At 65.3% G+C, this 23,013-nt stretch carries 31 protein-coding genes; 10 read left to right on the forward strand and 21 right to left on the reverse strand.

Translation table 11 applies throughout. The features are described 5' to 3' along the window. Window positions 1–107 precede the first annotated feature (107 nt). Window positions 108–638 (forward strand): fasciclin domain-containing protein, encoded by a 531-nt coding sequence (locus ACNFJ7_RS12555; RefSeq protein ID WP_019369081.1) that lies wholly within the window; start codon window positions 108–110, stop codon window positions 636–638. Between the two features lie 81 nt (window positions 639–719). Here ACNFJ7_RS12555 and ACNFJ7_RS12560 read toward each other — a convergent pair whose 3' ends face one another. The 5 genes from ACNFJ7_RS12560 to sucC are packed head-to-tail and all read right to left on the reverse strand — an operon-like array spanning window position 720 to window position 4,798. Next, window positions 720–1,382: a phytanoyl-CoA dioxygenase family protein gene (locus ACNFJ7_RS12560; protein WP_019369082.1), complete on the reverse strand. Its 663-nt coding sequence runs from the start codon at window positions 1,380–1,382 to the stop codon at window positions 720–722. A 7-nt stretch (window positions 1,383–1,389) separates the two neighbouring features. Continuing rightward, entirely contained in the window at window positions 1,390–2,319 is a 930-nt protein-coding gene (locus tag ACNFJ7_RS12565; RefSeq protein WP_019369083.1) for an electron transfer flavoprotein subunit alpha/FixB family protein, read from the reverse strand. Beyond that, window positions 2,319–3,068, reverse strand: coding sequence for an electron transfer flavoprotein subunit beta/FixA family protein (locus ACNFJ7_RS12570; protein ID WP_019369084.1), 750 nt, complete (start codon window positions 3,066–3,068; stop codon window positions 2,319–2,321). Before ACNFJ7_RS12570 ends, ACNFJ7_RS12565 begins: the two co-directional genes overlap by 1 nt. A 60-nt stretch (window positions 3,069–3,128) precedes the next feature. Continuing rightward, window positions 3,129–3,602 (reverse strand): GFA family protein, encoded by a 474-nt coding sequence (locus tag ACNFJ7_RS12575; protein ID WP_019369085.1) that lies wholly within the window; start codon window positions 3,600–3,602, stop codon window positions 3,129–3,131. Then, entirely contained in the window at window positions 3,599–4,798 is a 1,200-nt protein-coding gene (sucC, locus tag ACNFJ7_RS12580; protein ID WP_019369086.1) for an ADP-forming succinate--CoA ligase subunit beta, read from the reverse strand. Before sucC ends, ACNFJ7_RS12575 begins: the two co-directional genes overlap by 4 nt. A 216-nt stretch (window positions 4,799–5,014) precedes the next feature. Here sucC and ACNFJ7_RS12585 point away from each other — a divergent pair, with 216 nt between their 5' ends. The 3 genes from ACNFJ7_RS12585 to ACNFJ7_RS12595 are packed head-to-tail and all read left to right on the forward strand — an operon-like array spanning window position 5,015 to window position 8,133. After that, entirely contained in the window at window positions 5,015–5,515 is a 501-nt protein-coding gene (locus ACNFJ7_RS12585; RefSeq protein ID WP_019369087.1) for a sterol desaturase family protein, read from the forward strand. Between the two features lie 33 nt (window positions 5,516–5,548). Next, window positions 5,549–5,962, forward strand: coding sequence for a peptide-methionine (R)-S-oxide reductase MsrB (gene msrB, locus ACNFJ7_RS12590; protein ID WP_019369088.1), 414 nt, complete (start codon window positions 5,549–5,551; stop codon window positions 5,960–5,962). 44 nt (window positions 5,963–6,006) lie between these two features. After that, window positions 6,007–8,133 carry a transglycosylase domain-containing protein gene (locus ACNFJ7_RS12595; protein WP_019369089.1) on the forward strand — a complete coding sequence of 709 codons (2,127 nt, stop codon included), beginning with the start codon at window positions 6,007–6,009 and terminating at the stop codon, window positions 8,131–8,133. A 22-nt stretch (window positions 8,134–8,155) separates the two neighbouring features. Here the strand turns inward: ACNFJ7_RS12595 and ACNFJ7_RS12600 are convergent, their stop codons facing one another. The 3 genes from ACNFJ7_RS12600 to ACNFJ7_RS12610 are packed head-to-tail and all read right to left on the reverse strand — an operon-like array spanning window position 8,156 to window position 9,860. Then, window positions 8,156–8,833 (reverse strand): M48 family metallopeptidase, encoded by a 678-nt coding sequence (locus tag ACNFJ7_RS12600; RefSeq protein WP_026009064.1) that lies wholly within the window; start codon window positions 8,831–8,833, stop codon window positions 8,156–8,158. Then, entirely contained in the window at window positions 8,830–9,273 is a 444-nt protein-coding gene (locus ACNFJ7_RS12605) for a YcgN family cysteine cluster protein (RefSeq protein ID WP_019369091.1), read from the reverse strand. The genes ACNFJ7_RS12600 and ACNFJ7_RS12605 overlap by 4 nt, the downstream gene beginning before the upstream one ends. Then, window positions 9,261–9,860 carry an SCO family protein gene (locus ACNFJ7_RS12610; RefSeq protein ID WP_019369092.1) on the reverse strand — a complete coding sequence of 200 codons (600 nt, stop codon included), beginning with the start codon at window positions 9,858–9,860 and terminating at the stop codon, window positions 9,261–9,263. Before ACNFJ7_RS12610 ends, ACNFJ7_RS12605 begins: the two co-directional genes overlap by 13 nt. Before the next feature lie 58 nt (window positions 9,861–9,918). Between ACNFJ7_RS12610 and ACNFJ7_RS12615 the strand changes: the two genes are divergently transcribed. Next, the gene (locus ACNFJ7_RS12615; protein WP_019369093.1) at window positions 9,919–10,536 is read left to right on the forward strand and encodes an ankyrin repeat domain-containing protein; all 618 of its coding nucleotides are present in this window, start codon (window positions 9,919–9,921) and stop codon (window positions 10,534–10,536) included. Window positions 10,537–10,542: 6 nt separating this feature from the next. On the opposite strand, the gene ACNFJ7_RS12620 is transcribed toward ACNFJ7_RS12615, so the two are convergent. The 11 genes from ACNFJ7_RS12620 to ACNFJ7_RS12670 form a co-directional block, all read right to left on the reverse strand. Beyond that, window positions 10,543–11,049, reverse strand: a complete 507-nt coding sequence (locus tag ACNFJ7_RS12620; RefSeq protein ID WP_019369094.1) for an MmcB family DNA repair protein — start codon at window positions 11,047–11,049, stop codon at window positions 10,543–10,545. Window positions 11,050–11,133: 84 nt separating this feature from the next. Beyond that, window positions 11,134–11,748, reverse strand: coding sequence for a cell wall hydrolase (locus ACNFJ7_RS12625; protein ID WP_019369095.1), 615 nt, complete (start codon window positions 11,746–11,748; stop codon window positions 11,134–11,136). Between the two features lie 198 nt (window positions 11,749–11,946). Further along, window positions 11,947–12,288, reverse strand: coding sequence for a DUF1491 family protein (locus ACNFJ7_RS12630; RefSeq protein ID WP_019369096.1), 342 nt, complete (start codon window positions 12,286–12,288; stop codon window positions 11,947–11,949). Beyond that, window positions 12,285–12,797 (reverse strand): PaaI family thioesterase, encoded by a 513-nt coding sequence (locus tag ACNFJ7_RS12635; protein ID WP_236704429.1) that lies wholly within the window; start codon window positions 12,795–12,797, stop codon window positions 12,285–12,287. Before ACNFJ7_RS12635 ends, ACNFJ7_RS12630 begins: the two co-directional genes overlap by 4 nt. Next, entirely contained in the window at window positions 12,748–13,215 is a 468-nt protein-coding gene (locus ACNFJ7_RS12640; protein ID WP_019369098.1) for a PTS sugar transporter subunit IIA, read from the reverse strand. Before ACNFJ7_RS12640 ends, ACNFJ7_RS12635 begins: the two co-directional genes overlap by 50 nt. 42 nt (window positions 13,216–13,257) lie before the next feature. Next, window positions 13,258–13,857 (reverse strand): ribosome hibernation-promoting factor, HPF/YfiA family, encoded by a 600-nt coding sequence (gene hpf / locus ACNFJ7_RS12645; RefSeq protein WP_019369099.1) that lies wholly within the window; start codon window positions 13,855–13,857, stop codon window positions 13,258–13,260. Window positions 13,858–13,891: 34 nt separating this feature from the next. After that, window positions 13,892–14,602, reverse strand: coding sequence for a DNA polymerase III subunit epsilon (gene dnaQ / locus ACNFJ7_RS12650; RefSeq protein ID WP_019369100.1), 711 nt, complete (start codon window positions 14,600–14,602; stop codon window positions 13,892–13,894). A 7-nt stretch (window positions 14,603–14,609) separates the two neighbouring features. Beyond that, window positions 14,610–15,215, reverse strand: coding sequence for a dephospho-CoA kinase (coaE, locus tag ACNFJ7_RS12655; RefSeq protein WP_019369101.1), 606 nt, complete (start codon window positions 15,213–15,215; stop codon window positions 14,610–14,612). Next, the gene (aroE, locus tag ACNFJ7_RS12660) at window positions 15,212–16,021 is read right to left on the reverse strand and encodes a shikimate dehydrogenase (protein ID WP_019369102.1); all 810 of its coding nucleotides are present in this window, start codon (window positions 16,019–16,021) and stop codon (window positions 15,212–15,214) included. Before aroE ends, coaE begins: the two co-directional genes overlap by 4 nt. Next, window positions 16,018–16,572 (reverse strand): Maf family protein, encoded by a 555-nt coding sequence (locus ACNFJ7_RS12665; protein WP_019369103.1) that lies wholly within the window; start codon window positions 16,570–16,572, stop codon window positions 16,018–16,020. Before ACNFJ7_RS12665 ends, aroE begins: the two co-directional genes overlap by 4 nt. A gap of 44 nt (window positions 16,573–16,616) precedes the next feature. Next, a complete protein-coding gene (locus ACNFJ7_RS12670; RefSeq protein ID WP_019369104.1) occupies window positions 16,617–17,432 on the reverse strand; it encodes a pyruvate, phosphate dikinase/phosphoenolpyruvate synthase regulator in 816 nt (271 codons plus the stop codon). A gap of 377 nt (window positions 17,433–17,809) precedes the next feature. Between ACNFJ7_RS12670 and hemE the strand changes: the two genes are divergently transcribed. The 4 genes from hemE to ACNFJ7_RS12690 all read left to right on the forward strand — a co-directional run bounded on the left by hemE (window position 17,810) and on the right by ACNFJ7_RS12690 (window position 21,502). Then, a complete protein-coding gene (hemE, locus tag ACNFJ7_RS12675; RefSeq protein WP_019369105.1) occupies window positions 17,810–18,766 on the forward strand; it encodes a uroporphyrinogen decarboxylase in 957 nt (318 codons plus the stop codon). Then, complete coding sequence (locus tag ACNFJ7_RS12680) at window positions 18,763–19,215, forward strand: CopD family protein (protein ID WP_019369106.1); 453 nt, start codon at window positions 18,763–18,765, stop codon at window positions 19,213–19,215. The genes hemE and ACNFJ7_RS12680 overlap by 4 nt, the downstream gene beginning before the upstream one ends. Before the next feature lie 176 nt (window positions 19,216–19,391). Next, complete coding sequence (gene rho / locus ACNFJ7_RS12685; RefSeq protein ID WP_019369107.1) at window positions 19,392–20,648, forward strand: transcription termination factor Rho; 1,257 nt, start codon at window positions 19,392–19,394, stop codon at window positions 20,646–20,648. Window positions 20,649–20,782: 134 nt separating this feature from the next. Continuing rightward, window positions 20,783–21,502: a TerC family protein gene (locus tag ACNFJ7_RS12690; RefSeq protein ID WP_019369108.1), complete on the forward strand. Its 720-nt coding sequence runs from the start codon at window positions 20,783–20,785 to the stop codon at window positions 21,500–21,502. Window positions 21,503–21,549: 47 nt separating this feature from the next. Here the strand turns inward: ACNFJ7_RS12690 and ACNFJ7_RS12695 are convergent, their stop codons facing one another. Together ACNFJ7_RS12695 and ACNFJ7_RS12700 are read right to left on the reverse strand one after the other, a co-directional pair. Next, complete coding sequence (locus ACNFJ7_RS12695; RefSeq protein ID WP_019369109.1) at window positions 21,550–22,245, reverse strand: dienelactone hydrolase family protein; 696 nt, start codon at window positions 22,243–22,245, stop codon at window positions 21,550–21,552. After that, complete coding sequence (locus ACNFJ7_RS12700; protein WP_019369110.1) at window positions 22,242–22,721, reverse strand: methylated-DNA--[protein]-cysteine S-methyltransferase; 480 nt, start codon at window positions 22,719–22,721, stop codon at window positions 22,242–22,244. The genes ACNFJ7_RS12695 and ACNFJ7_RS12700 overlap by 4 nt, the downstream gene beginning before the upstream one ends. Before the next feature lie 53 nt (window positions 22,722–22,774). On the opposite strand from ACNFJ7_RS12700, the gene ACNFJ7_RS12705 reads away from it, so the two are divergent. Beyond that, window positions 22,775–23,011 carry a DUF6489 family protein gene (locus ACNFJ7_RS12705; RefSeq protein ID WP_019369111.1) on the forward strand — a complete coding sequence of 79 codons (237 nt, stop codon included), beginning with the start codon at window positions 22,775–22,777 and terminating at the stop codon, window positions 23,009–23,011. The last annotated feature ends 2 nt before the right edge of the window (window positions 23,012–23,013 follow it).

Consider the following 23,013-nt stretch of genomic DNA (forward strand, 5'->3'; position numbering starts at 1 on the left):
CGGGGCGCAATGCGCGCCGTAGCTTCCGTGCACCTCCGCCAGAGGGGTGTGTAGAAAGAGGAAGCTAGAAGATGACGCGCAAGTCCAGTCTCGCCTCGCTAACGGGGATGATCGGTTTCGCCCTGCTCGCCACCGGCGCCGTCGCTGCCGTTCAGAATGCACCGATCGTAGGGGGCGCCGCGATGTACCCGACCAAGAACATCGTCGAAAATGCCGTCAACTCGAAGGATCACACGACGCTCGTCGCGGCAGTCAAGGCCGCCGGCCTGGTGGATACGCTCTCCGGGCCCGGCCCGTTCACCGTCTTCGCGCCCACCAATGCGGCATTCGGCAAGCTGCCCGCCGGCACGGTGGACACGCTGGTGAAGCCGGAGAACAAAGCCACGCTGACCAAAATTCTCACCTATCACGTCGTCGCCGGCAAGATGAGCGCCGCGGACATCGCTGCCAATGCCCAGGCCCATGGCGGCAAGGCCATGCTCACCACCGTACAGGGAGAGCCGATCACGGTCATGAAAGGTCCCGATGGCGGCTGGTGGATCGAGGATGCCAAGGGCGGCAAAGCCAAGATCACCATGGCAGACGTGAATCAGTCGAATGGCGTAATTCACGTGATCGACAGCGTCTTGATGCCCTGACGCTGCCGAGGGCCTCGCGCTGTCCCCCCCTATGGCGAGGCCTGGCCCGCCGGCGACCTCCTCGCCGGCGGGCCTTCTCGATCAGATTCCAAGCCATTCCAGGCCGCCGGGCAGCGCTTCCATCGCATAGTCCACCTGCAGCACCCGGCGATGCCGCGCGACGCTGCTTGCCGCAGAGGCGTGGAGGATCGGGGTGCTATACATCCAGATGTCGCCGGCCTCTGCGAGGCACGTCGCAGTTCCACAGCGGCCGACGGCTGCGACGACCGCTGCTTCCGGCACGCGCCCCAGCCGGTGCGAACCGGGGGCGATCAGCAGCGGTGCATTGTCTGCGGGAACTGCATCGAGATGGATGCGCAGCGTCACCATGGTTTCGATCAGCGCGAAAGGCGGCTCGACATGGAGGAGCCCCTGCTTGATGGACCAGGGACCATAGCCGGTGACCTCCACCCGCTCGCGCACTGCGATTGTGCGGTCCTGGTGCCAGCCGAGCGCCCAGTTGGTCGCGGCGCTCTTGTCGAAGAGGATCGCGCGAACGGGACGAGCGGTGGGACCCAGCCGTGCCGCGGCAGCCGCACCGAGCGCGTCGCTCTCCAGCAGTGCCGCCAACCCGGATGCGCCGTGCAACCGCAGGCCCGCGCGGTCGGGCGGCAGCGTGCCGGCCAAGGCATAGAGGGCGGAAAGAAACGGGGCGGCCGCACCGGCAAGGTGCGCCGCCCCATCGCGTTCGAAATCGAGCGTCACGCCTGGATCAGAGCTTCTCGGTCAGCTCCGGTACCAGCGTGAACAGGTCGCCGACGAGGCCGATGTCCGCCACCTGGAAGATGGGGGCGTCCTCGTCCTTGTTGATCGCGACAATCGTCTTCGAATCCTTCATGCCGGCGAGGTGCTGGATCGCACCCGAGATGCCGACCGCGACATAGACCATGGGTGCCACGATCTTGCCGGTCTGGCCGACTTGATAGTCGTTGGGCGCATAGCCTGCGTCCACCGCCGCGCGACTCGCGCCAACCGCAGCACCCAGCTTGTCCGCCAGCGGATCGATCAGCGCGTGGAACTGTTCCGACGAGCCCAGCGCGCGACCGCCCGAGACGATGATCTTGGCGCTGGTCAGCTCCGGACGCTCCGACGCGGCGATTTCCGAGCCGGCAAAGGTCGAGAGACCCGTGTCGCCCGCCGCCGCCACGGCTTCCACCGTGCCGCTGCCGCCCGTCGCCGCCGCCTTGTCGAAGGCGGTGCCGCGCACGGTAATCACCAGCTTCTTGTCGCTGGTCTGCACGGTGGCGATCGCGTTGCCGGCATAGATCGGCCGGGTGAAGGTGTCCGGACCCTCGACCGAGAGGATGTCCGACAGCTGCATCACGTCGAGCGCGGCGGCGACACGCGGCGCCACGTTCTTGCCCGTGGTGGTCGCCGGGAAGAGCACCGCGTCATGGGCATCCATCAGCTGGACGACCAGCGGCGCGACATTCTCGGCGAGGAAATGCTCGTACGCCGCATCGTCGGCGACATGGACCTTGCCCACGCCGGCGATCTGCGCCGCTGCCTCTGCCACGGCCGAGACGCCCTTGCCGGCGACGAGCAGGTGCACGTCACCCAGCTTGGCGGCCGCGGTGACGGTGGAGAGCGTCGCGTCCTTGACGCTCTGATTGTCGTGTTCGACCCAAACCAGCGTCTTCATCACGCGACTCCCATGCCCTTGAGCTTCTCGACCAGTTCGTCGACCGAACCCACCTTGATGCCCGCCTGGCGCTTGGCCGGCTCGACGACCTTGAGCGTCTTGAGGCGCGGGGTGACGTCGACGCCATAGTCGGCGACGGTCTTCTTCGCGACCGGCTTGGTCTTCGCCTTCATGATGTTCGGCAGCGTCGCGTAGCGCGGCTCGTTGAGGCGGAGATCGGTGGTGACGATCGCCGGGAGCTTGAGGTCGACGGTCTCGAGGCCGCCGTCGATCTCGCGCGTCACGTGCACGCGGTCACCCGCGATCTCGACCTTCGAGGCGAAGGTGCCCTGCGCCCAGCCGAGCAGCGCGGCGAGCATCTGGCCGGTCTGATTCGAATCGTCGTCGATCGCCTGCTTGCCGAGGATGATCAGCCCAGGCTGCTCCTCGTCGGCGACCTTGGCAAGCAGCTTGGCGACCGCCAGCGGCTCGATCTCGTCGTCGGTCTGGATCAGGATGCCGCGATCGGCACCCATGGCGCGCGCGGTGAGCAGCACATCGGTCTCCGCCTTGGCGACGCCGATCGTGACGACGACGATCTCGGTCGCCGCGCCCTTCTCCTTCAGCCGCACCGCTTCCTCGATCGCGATCTCGTCAAAGGGGTTCATGCTCATCTTGACGTTCGCCAGATCGACGCCCGTCCCGTCCGCTTTCACGCGGGGCTTCACGTTATAGTCAAGCACACGCTTGACCGGTACCAGGACCTTCATCGCATCCTTCCTGTCTGCCGGGGCTCTCCCCCTGACAATTGGGTTACGTTTACGCGAACGTCAACCGCTCGCAAGCGATTCGGCGTACGCCTGCATCAGCGTGCCGAAGGATTCCGGGGGCGGAAATTTTGGATAGCTGTACGAAGCGCCAGTCGCGGCCCAGGGCAGCGCATCCTCGGTCCAAGTCTCAAGGAAGGGCGGGGCGGACATTCGCGCGTCGAGCATCGTAGTACGGATGTTGACGACGGCGTCGAGGCCCTCGGGCCGGGTGAACAGCCAGCTTTTGCAATGGTCGCAGTGGAAATGCCGGGTGGCGCCGTGCAGGCCGCCAAGCACCGGTTCGCCTCCAATCACGGCGAAGCTTTCCGCCGGGTAGAGGCCGCTCAGCGAATAGGCGCTGGCAGTCATGCGCTGGCACCCGGTGCAGTGGCAGGCCATGGTGACGAGCGAATCGCCCGTCACCCGGAACCGCACGCGGCCGCAGCGGCAGCCGCCTTCGACCGTCTTCACAGTCGAGGCGGCCGCGTCGCTCACGCCGCGTTCTTGACCTCCGCCACGATCTTCTGGGCAGCGTCGCCCAGATCGTTGGCGGCGACGATCGGCAGGCCGGAATTGGCCAGGATGTCCTTGCCCTGCTGTACGTTGGTGCCCTCGAGGCGGACGACCAGCGGCACCGAGAGGTTCACTTCCTTGGCAGCTGCAACGATGCCCTCTGCGATGATGTCGCAGCGCATGATGCCGCCGAAGATGTTGACCAGGATGCCCTTCACCGCCGGATCGCTCAGGATGATCTTGAACGCCGCGGTGACCTTTTCCTTGTTCGCGCCGCCGCCGACGTCGAGGAAGTTGGCCGGGAACATGCCGTTGAGCTTGATGATGTCCATCGTGGCCATCGCCAGGCCGGCTCCGTTGACCATGCAGCCGATATCGCCGTCGAGCTTGATATAGGCGAGGTCGTACTTCGACGCCTCGAGCTCCATCGGATCCTCTTCGGTCTCGTCGCGCAGTTCCATCAGGTCCTTGTGACGGTACATTGCGTTCGAATCGAAGCCGACCTTGGCGTCGAGCACCATCAGCTTGTTGTCTTCGGTGACGGCGAGCGGGTTTATCTCGATCTGCGAGGCATCGGTGCCGAGAAAGGCGTTGTATACCTTGCCGGCGAGGCTCTGCGCCTGCTTGGCGAGATCGCCCTCGAGGCCGAGTGCCTTGGCGACGGCGCGGCCGTGGTGCGGCATGAAGCCGGTCGCGGGATCGACGTCGAAGGTGTGGATCTTCTCCGGGGTGTCATGCGCGACGGTTTCGATGTCCATGCCGCCTTCGGTCGAAACGACGAACGCGACTCGGCCGGTGGCGCGATCGACCAGCAGCGCGAGGTAGAATTCCTTGGCGATGTCGACGCCGTCGGTGACGTACAGGCGGTTGACCTGCTTGCCGGCGGCGCCGGTCTGGATCGTCACCAGCGTGTTGCCGAGCATCTCGGTCGAGGCGTGGCGGACTTCGTCCTCGGTCTTGGCGAGGCGGACGCCGCCCTTGGCTTCGGCCGGCAGTTCCTTGAACTTGCCCTTGCCGCGGCCGCCGGCATGGATCTGCGCCTTCACGACATAGAGCGGCCCAGGCAGCTTCTTCGAGGCTTCGACGGCCTCCTCGACGCTCATCGCGGCAAAGCCGGCCGGCACGGGCACGCCGAACTTCGCGAGCAGTTCCTTGGCCTGATATTCGTGGATGTTCATGAGAGCAGTCCGCCTTTTCAAGGGAACGGGGAGGGATCGCGCCCGCCTAAAGCACAGCGCGCGCGCAGAATCCACCCTTTTAGGTGTTATTGCTATTGCAAATTAGCTTCAGAAAGTCGATCCTGTGCGCGTACTGTTCGCCCGCCGAACACACACGAATTTCCCCTTTGGGCAAAGTCAATGGCAAGCGCCGCCAGGATCGCCTAGATAGGCTGCATGTCCCTCCCAACTGGAATCGCGCTGTTCGTCGTCACCGTGCTCGGCATGGAGCTGTTCGCCTATGCCGCACACCGCTGGATCATGCATGGGCCGGGCTGGTTCCTGCATGCCAGCCATCACCGGCCGCGCACGGGCAATTGGGAATGGAACGACCTGTACGCCGCGATCTTTGCGGTGCCATCGTTCGTGCTGCTACTGGGCGGCGCGCATCTCGGCTGGTGGACCGGCTGGGCATGGATCGGCGCGGGCATCGCCGCCTACGGCATGATCTATTTCGGCTTTCACGACCTGATCGTCCACAAGCGCGTCCGCCATCGCTACATTCCGCGATCGAGCTACATGAAGCGCATCGTCCAGGCACATCGGCTGCATCACGCGGTGCACACGCGCAAGGGCACGGTGAGCTTCGGCTTCCTCTATGCCCCGCGTCCGGAGGTGCTGAAGGCGCAGCTGCGCAGCAGCGGGGCGCTGACGCAATCCAGCACGATCCCGGATTGACGGAGAGGCCCGGGAGACCCACATCCTGGGCTTATGGAGCACCTCAACCTCCCCGAATCCGAATGGCGCAAGCGCTTGACCCCGCAGCAATATAGCGTGCTGCGCGAGGCTGGCACGGAACGCGCTTTTTCCGGTCGTTACAACGACAACAAGGCCGACGGCGTCTATCGCTGCGCCGGCTGCCAGCTCGAACTGTTCGACAGCATCGATAAATATGATTCAGGCTCGGGGTGGCCCAGCTTCACCCAGCCCGCAGCGGCGGAGCATGTCTCCGAACACGCCGATGTGAGCCACGGCATGCGCCGGGTAGAGGTGCGCTGTGCCCGCTGCGACGGCCATCTGGGCCATGTTTTCCCCGACGGACCTCCACCAACCGGGCTGCGCTATTGCATGAACTCGGTAAGTCTCGACTTCCGACCGCGCGCCGCGGGCGCGTCGGCAGCCTGATCCTTGTGAGAATGCCCCGCACCCTGTAATCGGCGACGCCGTACATGGCCGCAAAATCGAAAACCGCAGGTGCGCCTTGGTGGCGCCGGGGCTCCTTCTGGAAGAAGTTCTTCCTCTGGTCGTTCATCGGCGGCCTGGGCGTGGCATTGCTCGCGTTCATCGCGTTGGCGGTCACGGTCTATTCCGCCAAGTCGACGCTGCCCAGCTTCGACGAGATGAAGTCTTCGCCGAACGGCCAGATGATCCGCGTGCATGCGGTGGATGGCACCGTGCTCGTTTCGCTCGGGCCGAGCTATGGCGAATGGATTCCGTACGACCAGATCCCGCAGCAGATGAAGGATGCGATCATTGCCGTCGAGGATCGTCGGTTCGAGTCGCACTGGGGCGTCGATCCGGTGGGCGTTGCGCGCATGTTCTGGGTCGCCAAGCGGCTGCACGACGAAGGCCGCCGTCTGCAAGGCGCCTCGACGATCACGCAGCAGGTCGCGCGTACGATTTTCCTGTCGACCAAGTACAGCGTTACCCGCAAGATTCGCGAGGCGATCCTGGCGCTCGCGTTGGAACGCAAGTTCAGCAAGCAGCAGATCCTCGAGCTGTACCTGAACAAAGTGTATTTCGGTGGCGGCGCCTATGGCATCGACGCGGCGAGCCGGAAGTTCTTCGGCCATCCTGCGACCAACCTGTCGCTCGGCGAATCTGCGATCATCGCCGGCCTAGTGAAAGCGCCCTCGCATTACTCCCCCACCGCCGATGCCGAAGCCGCGGTGGATCGCGCGACCGTGGTGCTGAAGGTGATGGCCGATGCGGGCAAGATCAGCACCGCGGAGGCCAATGCGACCGATCCGCACAGCGTCCAACTGGCGCCAGAACCCAAGCAGAACAGCGTGCGCTACTTCACCGACTGGGCGCTGCCACAGCTGGAGACGCTGATCGACGAGACCGAAGCGCCGCTCGACGTGTGGACGACGCTCGATCTAAACATGCAGCGCAGCGCCGACGAAGCGATCCGCGCCAATGCGCCCGATGGCGCGCAGGGTGCGCTGGTCTCGATCGATCGAGACGGTGCGGTGCGGGCGATGGTGGGGGGGAAGGACTATGTCTCCTCGATCTACAACCGCGCCACCCAGGCGCAGCGTCAGCCGGGATCCTCGTTCAAGCTGTTCGTCTATCTCGCCGCGCTGGAATCCGGGCACAAGCCGGATGATGTGGTGGTCGACGAGCCGGTCACGATCGACGGATGGACACCCCGCAACGATTCTCGCCGCAACAGCGGCCCGATCACGATCCGCACCGCCTTCGCCTATTCGGTGAATACGATCGCCGCCAAGCTTGGGCAGGAAGTCGGCTTCACCACCGTGGCGGACATGGCGCGCCGGTTCGGCATTACCACCCCGATCAACACGCAGCCGGCGATGGTGCTCGGGACTTCCAACGTGCGCCTGATCGACATGACGCGCGCGTTCGCTTCGGTGGGCAACAACGGCGTCGCTGTGACGCCTTATGGCATCACGCGGGTGACCGCCAACGGCCAGGTGATCTATCAGCACGAGGTGGATACCAGCCATGTGCTGGTGGCCAGTTACGTCGCGGCGCAGATGATCGATCTGATGCAGACCGCCGTCGCCACCGGCACCGGCCGCGCCGCGCAGATCGGTCGCCCGGTCGCCGGCAAGACCGGTACGACCAGCTCTAACAAGGATGGCTGGTTCATCGGCTTCTCCAGCGGGCTCACCACCGGCGTTTGGATGGGCAGGGACGATGCCAAGGTGGTGCCGGGCCTGCAGGGCGGCCGCGCACCAGCGCGTGCCTTCCACGACTTCATGGTCCAGGCTGTGGCCAAGCGCCCGGTGGAGCAGTTCGAGACCGAGCTTACGCCGCCGGACAATATGCTTGAGCCCGACGAGGACGCCTATGGTGCCCCCGACAACGGCATGATGCTGGACGAGAACGGCAATCCGCTCACGCCGCCGCCGCAGGTACCGGTGGAACCGCAGGAGGACGGCGCCGTCGACGGGCCTGTCTCGACACAACCGGGAGGCCGCCCGGCTCCGGTCCAGCAGCAGGGGGACAAGCTCGACCGCGACTGGATTGCGCGGATGACCGGCCGTGCGCCGGGCCAGCAGCGCCAGCCCGTCCAGCAGGATCGCCAGCGGCCCAACGACGGCGATTGAAGCAGCCTGCGGCGCGTAGGCGTCAGGTCTGCGCGCGGCCTATCCAGTGCAGCCCTGCACCGTATCGGCGAAGCCAGTGGCGATGCGGCGTCGGATCGGCACCGTACAACTGCTCGACCAGAGCATGGAAATCGGGGCCGTGATTCATGTGGACGCGATGTGCGACTTCATGCGCCACCGTCGCTCGCCGCACCGCGCTGGGCGCCAGGATCAGTCGCCAGCTATAGCGGATCACGCCGGTAGAGGCGCAGCTGCCCCAGCGGCTCCGCGCGTCGCCGATCGCCACCTTGGTCACGCGAACGCCCGCCAACGCGGCATATTGAGCGGTTTCCTCGCTCAGCGTTCGTAGCGCCTCCGCGCGCAGCCAGCGCTCGACACGGCGTGCCAGTCCCTCCGCGGTTCCACCGCACAGCAACTGCCCGCCCGCTTGCCGCACGCCACGAACGCCTGTCACAGGCCAAACGATGGTAAGGTCGCCGTCGCCAAACGGAATGCGCGCACCGGGCACGAACGGCCGGCACTCCGGTAGCGTCTCGCGCTGGGCTGCAATCCAGCCCTGCTGCTCGCGCACCCACTGCATCGCCTTGGCCAGCGACGCTCGCGGCGGTATCGTCAGCCGTATTTTGCCGTCCCGCGGATCGATGGCGAGCCGCATCCGCCGCGCACGGGGATGACGGATGACTTCGACATCGGGTGTCACAGCCGCCGATCGGTCATGTGATGTTCGAGATCGCCCGCATCGTCCTCGGAAATCGTCCAGCCGCGCGTCGACTCACCCGCCCGGTGCACCGCCTCCGGATCTCCGGAAACGAGATAATGCCAGTCCGGCAGCTTCTCGCCATTGGCCCGCAGCCGATAGGCGCAGGTGGTGGGCAGCCATTCGATGTCGCCTACGTTGCGGGTCGTCAGCCGCACGCACTCGGGCACATAGGCACGGCGGTGCTTGTAATCCTTGCACCGGCCCATCTTCCGGTCGAGGAGCCGGCAGGCGACGTTCGTAGCGAACAATTCGCCCGTCTCCTCGTCCTCCAGCTTGTGCAGGCAGCATTTTCCGCAGCCGTCGCACAATGCCTCCCATTGCGCGCGGTCCAGCGCCTCCAGCGGCAAATCTTCCCAGAATTTAACGGTCACCGCACCCAATGCTCAAGTTCGGCGACGATCGCCGGGGGATCCTTTTCCAGCGGCAGGCTGGTGATCGGCTTGCCATCGGGCCCCATCAGATAGGCGACTTCGCTGTGCCCCATCAGATAGCCGGACGGCGTAGGCTGTTTCATATAGGCGATGGCGTAGGCCTTCGCCACCTGCGCGACTTGTTGCGGGGTGCCGGTCAGGCCGATGAGGCGCGGGTGAAAATTACCGACATATTGCTTCAGCTGCGCAGGCGTATCGCGTTCGGGATCAACCGAAATGAACAGCGGCACGATCTTCGCCGCCGTGCGGGGCGCCTGCTTCTCCAGCGCGCGGAAGGCCGCACCGATCTTCGCCAGATCCGTGGGGCATACGTCCGGGCAATAGGTGTAGCCGAAGTAGACGATGCGATATTTGCCCGCAAAGTCCGCATCCTGCACGCGCTTGCCGTTCTGATCGGTGAGGGTGAACGGCCCGCCGATCCGCGCCCCCGCCAGCGGGGGTTCGCCGGTATTGTCGGCGCCGCATGCCGCAAGCGCCAACGCGGCCGCCAAAGGTTGCAGCTTCTGAAACACGCTGTTCATGGTGTCACCCGCCATCTTCTGTTAGGGTCCGTTCCGGCAAGCGCCGCCAGTAACCAAGGGTTTTGATCACGCAATGAACGTTCGCCTTGCTCAGGCCGCCGCGGCGGCTCTTCTGCTCCTGCCGCTTCCGGCACTCGCCCAGGGCGCCGGCCAACCTCGCGAAAGCATCCAGTTCCTCGACGCGATCCGTAAGCAGGATGGCTCCAAGGTCAACGAGTTCCTGCGCGACAAGGCGACCTCGATGGTCAACGTGAAGGATCCGTACGGCACGGGCGAGGCCGCGCTGCACATCGTCGTGAAGCGCAGCGATCCCACCTATCTCAGCGTGCTGATCAACCAGCCCGGCGTGAACGTGAACATCCAGGATCGCGAGGGTAACACGCCGCTGATCTTCGCCGCCGAACGCGGCTGGGTGGCCGGCGTCGAAGCGCTGCTGGCCAAGAAGGCCAACGTCAATCTCGCCAACAATGCCGGGGTGACACCGCTGATCCGGGCGGTGCTTGCCCATGACGGCGAAGTAGTCCGCAAGCTGCTGGATGCCGGCGCCGATCCCGATCGCAGCGATTTCGGCGGCGGTCTTTCGGCCCGTGAATATGCCAAGCGGGAAACCCGCTATCCCAGCATCGCCAAAATGCTGGCGGATGCACCGAAAGTAGGGCGGGCTGCAACCGCGGCGGGGCCGAAGCTCTGACGCTTCTCAGAACCCGTCAGCAACGTCGGGATCAAGCATACCCAACAGCCTTCGTCCGGCCCGCCGGGCGAAGGCAAGCGTCGCCTTCCGCCGCATCGCCGCCGCCAACGGCACCGTAGCCGCTTCGCGCGCCACTGCAGCGTCGTAGCGATCGGCGACGATCAGGCCGGTGCGTTCTGGCAGGAAATGGGGTTGTTCCAAAGGGCGGAGATCGAATCCGCTGGGCACCGCCCAGAAGAATCGATCGCAATGGCCAAGATATTCGTGCCATTTGCCGTCGCCCAGCAGATCGGCCCGCGACACCTTGATCTCAACGATCACCACATTGCCTCGCGAATCCAGCGCCATCAGATCGACGCGCCTGCCGCCGTCCAGCGGCACTTCCGCGATCGCCACGCAATCGTGCCGCAGCAACATGCGGCAAACTCCGCGCACGACATCAGCAGCCACCAGTGGTGCGGCTTCCGTCGTCAGATCGGCAGCGGGAACGAGCGCGGGCAGGGCAGCGGACATCGTCGCAATTTAGAACAAGAAGCGAACATAGAAAAGCCGCCGAATCGCTTCGGCGGCTTTTCTGCTGTCTCCACCCGTAGCGGGTCAGCGATAGAAGACGTGGTTCCCAACGGTCGCGACGGTCGCGCGGCCGAAATTAGGGCTGACATAACGCGCATGGAAATACAGCGCGTCGCCCGCCGGGCTCTCCCACAGATTCTTACGGGCAACCTGCGCCACGGCCATCGCACGACGCCACTGGGCATTGTCGGGCGCCTTGGGCAGCTTGCCACCGCGAACGAAGGAAAACTGGCCACGCTGGGTGATTACCGAGCAGACCGAGCCAGGGAAGCGCCCCGACGTGCTGCGGTTAAGGATCACATCGGCGACTGCGAGCTGGCCGGAGAGAGGCTCGCTGCGAGCTTCGTAATAGACGCCGGTTGCCAGGCAGCGCAGTTCGCGATCGTCTTCGAGCGCGACCGCTTCTTCCTGCGAATCCACTGCTTCGGACAGGCTGGCATATTCAGGCTTGGGATCGGCGGTGGCCTCCGCCTGCTGCTCGACCGCGGCATCGCCTGCGGGAACCTGCACGGACGGGGAGGCGTTCTGATTCTGAACCGGGATCGGTTGTACCATCGCGCGACCCTGGAGGTCCTGCGGCACGGCCGGGTTCAGGTTGAGCGTGGCGGCATTTGCCAGTGCGCCAGCGCAAAAAGTCACAGCTGCAAAGGTTGCAGCCCGTGGCAAGAGCTTCATTTTTTTACAGTAATGTGCGGTTGGCGCGCGGACAGCCATTGCTCCAACGGAGACGAGACCGCCGGGCTTACCCCCCGACTGCGTAACCGATCGACTTCACACCCCGAACGGCACAACGCGATTTGACGTTGTCGAACCCTTTCGCGGGATGGCGCTGGAGTGTCAAGAAAGGTTCATCGTTTCAGCGGCGAACCGTTCGGCGCCTGCGATATCCAGTTCGACGACCCACAAATCAGGATCGCGCTCGCGCCGCCTTCGCCAGTAAGCGCTCGCCTCTGCCTCTCCGGCTAGGTCGCCGGGACCCGAGGGCAGCAGCGCAGGCAAGCCCGCCGGCCCGATCCCGCGTTCAACGAAGCGTGGGCGCGTACCGCGCTCGAGCAGTAGGAGCAGTATCGCGCCGGAGGTCGCATCGCCCTTCGCCAGCACCATCGCGGACCCGCCTTCGGCATCGGCGCGGCGTATCAGCGCGCTCACCAGCGTCGCGCTGGTCAGGCGCGGCATCATGCGGTGCGGTAGCCGGGCAGGGTGGCGAGCGGGATTCGGGAGCGCATGAAGGTGCCAGTGCCGCGCGCCGCTTCCTCGCCGCGCGCGTCGATCAGCCGCGCCTCCGCCACGAACACGCGCCGCTGACCGCTCACCCATCGCCCCTCGGCAATCACCGGGCCTTCGGGCAGCGGCCTGGTGAGCAGCAGGTTGAATGCCGTCGTCAGCAGAAACCGATCGGTGACCAGGCTGTTCGCCGCATAGAAGGCGGCATCGTCGAGCATCTTGAAATAGCTGGTACCATGCGCGGCTCCCGCGGCATGGAAGAAGCGCGCGTCCACCTCGAACCGGATGCGCGCCACACCGGCTTCGGGGATCTCGAGGACGGACGGGAAAAGCTGATTGATGGGTGCCGCGGCGTAGAGCGATTCCAGCGCGCGGTAATGCGCTTCCGCACCGGTGGGGGCCACGGCCCCCGCCTCAAGCGGCGTCACGCGCCTCGACCCCGGTGAGCAGCGCGAAGAGCGCATCGGGCGACCCGGCGCCGCGCAGCTTCTCGGCGAACGGGCGCTCACGCAGCCGGCGCGATACCGATGCCAGGGCCTTCAGATGCTCGCTCCCGGCATTGCTGGGGGAAAGCAGCATAAACACCAGGTCCACCGGCAGATCGTCGACCGCCCCGAAATCGACCGGCTGTGCCAGTCGCGCGAACACCCCGCACACACGCGGCAGATCGTCCAGCCGCGCATGGGGGATGGCGATGCCAGCGCCAAAGCCGGTGGAGCCGAGCCGCTCGCGTTCGGCCAGCCGCTCGGCCACCAGCCGCGGGTCGACGCCATGCGCCATCGCCGCAGTGGCGCCAAGCTGCTGGAACAGCGCCTTCTTGTTACCCGCCGTTACGCCGGCGAGCACCGCCTCCGGCACGAGCAAATCGCTCAGATCAGTCATTGTCGTTCCAAAGAAGCGGCTGCCCGCGGGCAAGCCGGCGCCTTACGCCGGTGCGCGGTTGGGCTCAACCCAGCCGATTGTACCGTCACCGCGGCGATACACCATATTATAAGCCCCGGTGCCGCTGTTGCGGAACAGAAGCGCGTTGGTGTGACGCAGATCGAGCATCATCACCGCGTCCGATACGGTCGCATCCGGCACGTCGACGCGCGTCTCGGCGATCACCAGGGGCGCATCGGCCACCTCTTCCTCGGCGTGCGGTTCCTGGAACAGCGTGTAGCCGGCATTGTCGAAGCCATTGTCGTACGCGCCGCCCTCAGCCAGTGCGATCACCTCGTTCGGCCGGCGATCCTTCAGACGGCGAACATAGCGGCGCAATTGCTTGTCGATCCGGTCCGCTGCACCATCAAACGCGCCATGCGCTTCCATGCCGCTGTTGGTCGCCTTCAGCACCAGCCCCTGCGTCACGTGCATCACGATGTCACAGGTGAATCCGTTGTCATGCGGCCCCTTGCCGAAGGTGATCTGCGACGAAATGGCGCGGGAGAAATACTTGTCGGCGATACCCTGGACCCGATCCGTCACCTGCGTCTTGAGCGCTGCGCCCGTATCGACCTGATGCCCCGAGATCCGGATATCCATATGTACCTCCACTTCGCAATTAGGGACGAGCGACCTAGGGCTGCGCCGGAACCGCGTCGATTGTGGGAACACCCCATAGCGGCTCGTCCAGGGACTTCAGAAACGCTGCGTGCCGTTCAAGTTCCATCGCACTCGCGGTGAACCGCCGCGCCGGCCGGACGTGCACCCGAGTCGGCGCCTCTGCGACGGTTTCCGGCATCACCGGCACCTCCTCGGCCAGGCCCAGCGTAATCTGGCGGCCGCCGGTCAGCTCGACATAGACCTGCGCCAGCAGCTGCGCGTCGAGCAGCGCGCCGTGCAGCGTACGCGCGCTCAGATCGATGCCGTAGCGGCTGCACAGCGCATCGAGCGTATGCTTGGCGCCGGGATGGCGGGTGCGGGCGAGCACCAGCGTATCGACCATGCGGCTCAGGTCGACAAGCGGCCGGCTGCAGCGGCCGAGCTCGCCGTTGAGGAAGCTGAAATCGAAGCCCGCATTGTGCGCGACCATCGGCGAATCGCCGATGAAGTCGAGCAGATCCTCGACGACATCCTCGAACACCGGCTTGTCGGAGAGGAATCGTTCGGACAGGCCGTGGACGTTGAACGCCTCCACCGGCATCGGCCGCTGCGGATTGATATAGGCGTGGAAATGGTTGCCGGTGGCAACCCGGTTGACCAGCTCGACACAGCCGATTTCGACGAGGCGATCTCCGCCTGAGAAGCTGAGTCCCGTCGTTTCGGTGTCAAACACGATTTCCCGCATGGAGCGCTTATCCACCCGCAGGCGGCGCGAGGCAAGCGATGACCGTGCGTACGCAATCTTCCGTAACCTGCAGACCTTCGCCGGTGGGAATCACGAAATCGGCGCGGGCGCGCTTTTCGGCGTCGGGCATTTGCCGGGCGAGAATGGCCTCGAACCGCTCTGCGGTCATGCCGGGGCGGGCGAGAACGCGCTCGCGCTGCACCTCGGGCGGTGCGGATACGACCGCAATCTTGTCGACATGCCGCCAGCCGCCCGCCTCGAACAGCAACGGTACGTCAAGAACGACGAGTGGCGCGTCGGCGTGCATCGCCAGGAACGACTCGCGCGCCTCTGCGACGGCGGGGTGCAGAATCGCTTCGAGTCGGGCGAACGCGGTGGGGTCGGCCATCACCGCTTCCCGCAACAGCGTGCGATTCACGCCGAGCTCGGTAGTCGTGTCTGGAAATTCGGCCTCGATCGCTGCTACCGCTGCGCCATTGGGCCCCTGTAGGTGGTGGACGATGGCGTCTGCATCGAACACCGGCACGCCGCCCGCCGCGAACATCGCCGCCACGGTCGACTTGCCCATGCCGATCGAGCCGGTGAGCCCGAGCACGATCGGCCGCCTGCTCATGCGGTAAGCAGTGCGCGCAGTTCCTCGTCGCGGTCGCGCGGGGGCTCGGCGCCGAAGAACAGTTCGAAGGCAAGCGCGGCCTGACCGACCAGCATCTCGAGTCCGTCCACCGTGTCCAGCTCGCGGTCCCGTGCCTGGGCGAGCAGCGGCGTCTCGAGCGGGGCGTAGACGATATCGTACACCACCGCATGTTCGGGCAGCGGATCGAGGTCCAGCTCGAGCGGGGGCTGGCCACCCATGCCGAGCGGGCTGGCGTTGACCAGGAGGTCGGCCGCGGGCAGCGCCACGCCGATCGGCAAAGCATCGCCCTTCACCCCGAAGCTCGAGAGCAGCGCCGCCGCCTTGAGCACGTTGCGGTTGAGGATGGTCACTCGGCCGATACCCACGCGAGACAGCGCGAACAGGACCGCCCGGGCGCCACCGCCGGCGCCGACTACCACCGCGTGGCGGCCTTCGAGTTCCAGTCCAGCGATCGGCGAGAAGAAGCCGCCTGCATCGGTATTGGTGCCGATCAGCGTGCCGTCCTCGCCGCGGATCACGGTGTTCATCGCTCCGATCGTGCCGCGCACCCCGCCGGGATCACCGACCAGGTCCATCACCGCCAGCTTGTGTGGGATGGTGACGTTGCAGCCGCGCCAATCGGCATCGTCCTTCGCGCGAGCGAAATAGCCGGCGAGATCGTCGCCCAGCACATGGGTGCGGCGGTAATCGCCCTCCAGACCCAGCGCATCGAGCCAGAATTTATGGATGATCGGCGATTTCGAATGGGCGATCGGATCGCCGATCACCTCGGCATAACGAGTCACTTGGGCATCACTCCCCGGGTGCGCAAATAGTCGAGAATCGGCAGCAGCGGCATGCCGAGGATGGTGAAATGGCTGCCCTCGGTGCGGTGGAACAGCTGCACGCCAGGTCCTTCGATCCGGAAGCAGCCGACACAGCCGGCGATGGCGGGCCATTCCAGGTCGAGATAGGATTCGATGAACGCCTCGCTCAGCGGCCGGACGTGGAGTCGCGCCCGATCGACGTGCCGCCAGACCGGGCGGCCGCCCTCGGCGATCACCGCGGCGCTGTAGATGTCGTGGGTCTTGCCCGACATGCGCTGAAGATGGTCGCGCGCCTGTTCGCGGCTCTCGGGCTTGTCGAGCAAGCTGCCATCGTCGAGCGCGACCAGCGAATCGCCGCCGAGCACCAGCGCCTGCGGCGCCATGCGTGAGACCTTGAGCGCCTTGAGCTCGGCGAGCGCGTCGGCAAGGTCACGGGGAGACGTGCCCTCGGCAAGCAGCGATGTTTTGGCGCTGGCCTCGTCGACCAGGGCGGGCAGCGCCTCGTGCGCCACCCCGGCGGCATCGAGCATCGCCCGGCGCGACGCGCTCTGGGAAGCGAGAACCAGAGTCGGCATTATCGGCGTTCCATTTCACGGTCGTTGCACAGCTGGATGATCGCGGCGGCGGTTTCCTCGATCGAGCGGCGGGTAACGTCGATCACCGGCCAGCCATTGTCGGCAAACATGCGGCGCGCAAAGGCGATCTCGCGCTGCACCGCTTCCTGGTCGACATAGTCGGTCTCCGGCGCCTGGTTGAGCGAGAGCAGCCGGTTGCGGCGGATCTGGACCAGCCGATCGGCGCTGGTCGTCAGCCCGACGATCAGCGGCCGCTGGAGCTGGAACAGCTTGGCCGGCGGCGGCGATTCCACCACCACGGGAATGTTCGACACCTTGTAGCCGCGATTGGCGAGATAGATCGAGGTCGGCGTCTTCGACGAGCGCGACACACCTGCGAGCAGGATGTCGCTCTCCTCCCAATCCTCCCAGCCGATGCCGTCGTCATGCGCGATGGTGAACTGGATCGCATCGACGCGGGCGAAATAGGCGGCGTCGAGCATGTGCTGGCGCCCCGGCCGTGCCTTGGCCTCCTGGCCGAGCAGGTTGGAGAGCGCATGGCTCACCTGGTCGAGCGGCGCGATCGCCGGCAGCCCCAGCGCGCGGCACCGCGTCTCGAGCATGCGGCGGATGTCGCGATTGACCAGGGTGTAGATCACCAGACCCGGGTTCTGCGCGATCTCCTGCAGGATGCGCTCGAGATGCGCCTCGCTGCGCACCATCGGCCAGAAATGGCGCAGCGGCTCGACATCGTCGAACTGCGCCAGTGCCGCCTTGGCGATGTTTTCCAGCGTCTCCCCGGTGGAGTCCGAGAGCAGGTGCAGGTGCAGCCGCATCAGGCTGGGGACCGATCTGTGCATAACATGGCGAACAAGCGGTAGCGTAACCGCGGCATCCGGCCAACCCGCCGAGATTCGGGAAAGCCCGTGTGATTCGTCCACAGCGGCATCCCCAGCTTGTGCTTTCCATTCACAGGCTGTGAGTCTTGTGGACAGATTTCCCGAATCCGTGCGATTCCGGATGGCCGCAGGAGTCAAATTGTTGGCAACTGACTCACATCGCCATAAGCCCCGGCTTTCACCGGCCAACAGACTCCAACATCCTGAGAATCGAATCTTCTAGTAGTGGGATCCCGGCTCTGACTCTTCGCGCTTCCAAGCCGCTGCTCGCGACCCTGACAGGGACTCGCCAGCCCGTTCCGCCCGTCTGGCTCATGCGCCAGGCCGGTCGATACCTGCCCGAATACCGTGCGCTCCGTGCCGAAAAGGGCGGATTCCTGGCACTCGCGATGGATTCCGAGTCTGCCGCGGAAATCACGTTGCAGCCGATCCGCCGCTTCGGCATGGACGGCGCCATCCTGTTTTCCGACATCCTGGTGGTGCCGATGGCGCTCGGCCAGAAGCTCTGGTTCGAGACGGGCGAAGGCCCCAGACTCGCGCCGACGGTGACCGCGCGCGACGTGCTCGACGGCTTCGATGCCGATTCCAGCGTCCTGGAGCCCATCTACGGCACGATAAGGCGGGTGAAGGCGGCCCTGGACCCCCAGACCACCTTCCTGGGCTTTGCGGGCTCTCCCTGGACCGTGGCGACGTACATGATCGCGGGACAGGGCAGCCGTGAACAGGCCGAGGCGCGCCGCCTCGCCTATCGCGACCAGGGCCTGATGCAGGCGCTGGTCGATCGCATCGCCGACCAGACCATCGCCTATTTGCGCGCCCAGGCGGAAGCCGGCGTGGAGGCTGTGCAGCTGTTCGACAGCTGGTCGGGCAGCCTCAGCCCCGCCCAGTTCGAACGTTGGGTAATCGCCCCCAACGCCCGGATCGCGGCAGCGGTTCGGGATCTGGTGCCCGTGATTGGATTCCCGAAGGGGGCAGGGGGCAAACTCGCCGCCTATGCCCGCGAAACCGGAGTGGATGCGATCGGACTCGACGAGACGGCCGATCCCGAATGGGCCAACGCGGTGCTGCCCGAAGGGCTGCCGGTGCAGGGCAATCTCGATCCGCTGGCGCTGATCACGGGCGGCGCGGTGCTCGACAGCGCGATCGACCGGATCCTCGCGGCCTTTCCGGCGCGGCCGCATGTGTTCAACCTGGGCCACGGCATCCTGCCCGACACGCCGATCGCGCATGTCGAGCAGCTGCTGGCCCGCGTGCGGGGGACGGCGGAATGATCGGCTGGTTGGGCAGTGCCTATCTTTGGGTGAAGGCGTTCCACGTCATCTTCGTGATGTTCTGGATGTCGGGGCTGTTCCTGTTCCCGCGCTACCTGATTCATCACCAGGAGGCGCTGGGCACGGCCGAGGCGGCGGCCTGGGCGAAGCGGGAGGGGATGCTGAAGCGGATGATCCTCACGCCCTCGTTGCTCATCGTCTGGGCGCTCGGACTGGCGCTCTCGGCCAATATTGGGCTGTTCGACGGGCAGGCGGGGATCGGCTGGCTCCATGCCAAGCTGCTCCTGGTGGTGCTGCTGAGCGGCTATCATGGCTGGGCAGTGGGCTATGGGAAGAAGCTGGGGCGCGGCGAGGCGCCGATCGCCACCCGCACGCTGCGCTTCCTCAACGAAGTGCCGGCGCTGGCGCTCGTCTTCATCGTCATCCTCGCCGAGGTGAAACCGTTCTGAAAAACCCTGCGATTCGGCGGGGTGAATCTGCGCCGAATCGCAGTTGACTTGGGGCACCCCCCCACCTAATTTTGCTGTCGTGTACCGAACCCCGGTGCATCCTTCCTCCAAGCATCGAATCCTGCGCGTACACATCGCCGATCGACGCTCTCCCCCTTAGAATTTCCGGACCTTCCATGCATCTCAAGGACCTCAAGAAAACCGCCCCTGCCGAGCTGGTCACCATGGCCGAGGCACTGGGCGTCGAGAGCGCGTCGACGCTGCGCAAGCAGGACCTGCTCTTCGCCATCCTCAAGGCCCAGGCCGAGCAGGGCGACCAAATCACCGGCGAAGGCACGATCGAAGTGCTGCCCGACGGTTTTGGCTTCCTCCGCTCGCCCGAGGCGAACTATCTCGCCGGCCCCGACGACATCTATGTCAGCCCCAACCAGGTCCGGAAGTTCGGCCTGCGCACCGGCGACACGGTGGAAGGCGAGATCCGCGCGCCGAAGGACGGCGAGCGCTATTTCGCTCTTACCAAGCTGCTCAAAGTCAATTTCGACGATCCCGATGCGGTGCGCCACCGCGTCAATTTCGACAATCTGACGCCGCTCTATCCCGAGCAGAAGCTGCGCCTCGACACGCTCGACCCGACCGTCAAGGACAAGTCGGCCCGCGTGATCGATATCGTCGCGCCGCAGGGCAAGGGCCAGCGCGCGCTTATCGTCGCGCCGCCGCGCGTCGGTAAGACCGTTCTTCTGCAGAACATCGCCAAGGCGATCACCGACAATCACCCCGAAGTCTTCCTGATCGTGTTGCTGATCGACGAGCGCCCGGAAGAAGTCACCGACATGCAGCGTTCGGTGAAGGGCGAAGTGATCAGCTCGACCTTCGACGAACCGGCCAACCGCCACGTGCAGGTCGCTGAAATGGTGATCGAAAAAGCCAAGCGCCTGGTCGAGCACAAGAAGGACGTGGTGATCCTGCTCGACTCGATCACCCGCCTCGGCCGCGCCTACAACACCGTGGTGCCCAGCTCGGGCAAGGTGCTGACCGGCGGTGTCGACGCGAACGCCTTACAGCGCCCGAAGCGCTTCTTCGGCGCGGCGCGCAACATCGAGGAAGGCGGTTCGCTCTCGATCATCGCAACCGCGTTGATCGACACCGGCAGCCGCATGGACGAAGTGATCTTCGAAGAGTTCAAGGGTACCGGCAATTCGGAAATCGTGCTCGACCGCAAGGTTGCGGACAAGCGCATCTTCCCCGCGCTCGACGTTGGCAAATCGGGCACCCGCAAGGAAGAGCTGCTGGTCGAAAAGGCCAAGCTCACCAAGATGTGGGTGCTGCGTCGCATCCTCATGCAGATGGGCACCATCGACGCGATGGAGTTCCTGCTCGACAAGATGAAGGATTCGAAGACCAACGAAGATTTCTTCGACAGCATGAACCAGTAACACGCGCCGCGCTGAAGCGAGGCATAAGAAGGCCGGGCCTTGTCGCCCGGCCTTTTTGCGTGCGGCGGCAGGGAACGGATGCGATGATGCCGCGTAGGCTTTGCGCGCGCCGATCCTGGCGCTAGGGCTTGAGCATGATCGATCTTCTTCTCAGCGCCGCTGCGGCGGGCATCGGAACGCCGCTGGACATCTGGCAGCACATCGTCGCCGATTTCTCGAACCTCGACGATCCTGCGGCGCTGGCCGCGTTCGGATCGGTGCTGATGATCGATCTGGTGTTGGCCGGCGACAACGCGATCGTTGTGGGCGCACTGGCGGCGGGACTGCCGGCGGACCAGCGCAAGAAGGTTATCCTGATCGGCATCGGCGCGGCCCTGGTGCTGCGCATCGCCTTTGCGCTGGTCGTCAGCTGGCTGATGGGCATTGTCGGCCTGATCTTCGCTGGCGGACTGCTGCTGCTATGGGTCAGCTGGAAATTCTGGCGCGAGATCCGCCATGGCGGCGAGAGCGGCGGTTCGGAAGAGATCGAAGGCGACGAGCGATCGGGTCTTCGGCCCGCGCGCAGCTTTGCCGGTGCGGCCTGGGCCGTCGCGGTGGCCGACGTCTCGATGAGCCTGGACAATGTGCTCGCCGTTGCCGGTGCGGCACGCGAACACCCTGGCATCCTGGTGGTCGGCCTCCTGCTGTCGGTGGCGCTGATGGGCCTCGCGGCCAATCTGATCGCCAAGCTGATCGATCGCCACCGCTGGATCGCTTATTTCGGTCTCGCGGTGATCGTGTTCGTGGCGTTCAAGATGATCTACGAAGGCTGGGTGGGCACCGAAGGCACCATGGGGCTGACCAGCCTGTTCTAATCCCCTGCCGGCCCTCCCCGCGTGTCGGGAAGGGCCGGTGCAGGTGCCTAGGCCAGATGTTCGGCGAAGAACTCCGCCGTGCGCTGGTCTGCCAGTTGCGCGGCCGCCTCGGACCGGCGCTTTCCCATTTCGGCTGCGAAGCCATGGTCTTCGCCCGGATAGTCGTACAGGGTAATGTTGGGGTGATCGTCCAGTCCTGCGTGCATCTTCGCCTGCACTTCTGGCGAGACGAAATGGTCTGCCTGCGGAATGTGGAGCAGCAGCGGCTTGGCGATCGCGTGCTTTTCCCCCAGCAGACCGTCGATCCCGACTGCATAATAGCCGACGCTGGCATCGATATCGGTGCGGGACGCCGTCATATAGGCTAGCCGGCCCCCCAGGCAAAAGCCTACGGCGCCCACCTTGCCGCCCCCGAGCGCGGCGCGCGCGACCTGAATAGTGGACTCGATGTCGGCAATGCCCTTGTCCTGGTCGAACTTGCCCATCCAGTTCAGCGCCTGTTCGAACTGGTCGGGAACGTCGGGATCGAGCTCGATGCCGGGTTGCAGCCGCCAGAACAGGTCGGGCGCGATCGCCAGATAGCCCTTGGCGGCCCAGCCGTCGCACTTCTGGCGAATGCCCGGGTTCACCCCGAAAATTTCCTGAATCACAAGAATCGCGGCGCGCGGAGTGCCTTCAGGGTGCGCGACATAAGCGGAGAAGCTGCCGCTCTCGTCCAGCGCATCGATCGTCAGGGTGCTCATAGCAGATACTCTCCGGTTAAGCGCCGCTCGTGCTCGAGCAGCCAGGATTTGGTGGTGGGGCCCTGGCCGGCCGAATAGGCACCCAGGCTGCCGCCTTCGTTCAACACGCGGTGGCACGGTACGATCAACGGAAACGGATTCCGCGCACAAAGTTGCCCGATGGCTCGTGCGCTGGAGCCCAGCGTTCGCGCCAGCTGGCCATAGCTGATGGTGCTGCCGAACGGCACGGCGATCAGCCCCTCTCGCAGCAGCATGCCGCGGGCGCTTTGGAGCGGCGAAAGCGGAAGATCGAAGCTCCGGCGCTCGCCCGCGAACCAGGCGGCAAGCTGATCGACTGCCGCGCGCACCGTGATGCTGCTGCCGTTTGCCGGTGTGCCATCGGCGCCGATGGCGATCCGGTACAGCTGCCGATCATCGCCTTCGATCCGGATCGGGCCGATGGGCGTTGCGATCAGGGCATGGTCGCGCGCATACATGGCAACAGGCCTAGCAGGGGGCCGGCGATGCGCTCAAGCGCGGAAGGAAACGCATGAAGATCAATGTCGAAGTCGAGTGCACGCCGGAAGAGGCCCGCCGCGCGATGGGCTTGCCGGATCTCACGCCCGTGCACGATCGCTATGTCTCGCTCATGGTTCAGGCGATCGAGAATCACGGCACCCCTGAAGGATTCGAGACGATGATGCGCAACTGGGCGCCAATGGGGGAGGCGGGCATGAATTTCTGGCGGGGCCTGTTCGATGCCGCCACCAAGAAGCCGGGAAGCTGATC

It is taken from the genome of Sphingomonas sp. HT-1 (assembly GCF_048568905.1).
In the GTDB taxonomy this organism is placed as follows: domain Bacteria; phylum Pseudomonadota; class Alphaproteobacteria; order Sphingomonadales; family Sphingomonadaceae; genus Sphingomonas.